This is a genomic window from Flavobacterium aureirubrum (assembly GCF_038739835.1).
In the GTDB taxonomy this organism is placed as follows: domain Bacteria; phylum Bacteroidota; class Bacteroidia; order Flavobacteriales; family Flavobacteriaceae; genus Flavobacterium; species Flavobacterium aureirubrum.
The window spans coordinates 1-279 of record NZ_JBCGDO010000159.1; the positions used below are offsets into that span (position 1 = coordinate 1).

At 34.4% G+C, this 279-nt stretch carries 1 protein-coding gene; it reads left to right on the forward strand.

Features of this window, described 5'->3' with window-relative positions; translation table 11 throughout:
• Positions 1-209, forward strand: a 209-nt coding sequence (locus WFZ85_RS16345; protein ID WP_342697295.1) for a hypothetical protein, incomplete at its 5' end; no start/stop codon positions are given.
• Positions 210-279 lie beyond the last annotated feature (70 nt).

Here is a 279-nt window from a genome sequence, read left to right on the forward strand (position 1 = left end):
AAGAATCACACACACTAATCACACAATACAAGAATAGCAAGTGTGATGTTTCCTGCGTCAACATGACAAAAAGAGAGAATTCATTACTTTGTCATTCTGAGGAACGAAGAATCACACTCACTAATCAAACAATGAATAAAAAAAATTCATTATTTTGTCATTCTGAGGAACGAAGAATCACACACACTAATCACACAATACAAGAATAGCAAGTGTGATGTTTCCTGCGTCAACATGACAAAAAGAGAGAATTCATTACTTTGTCATTCTGAGGAACGA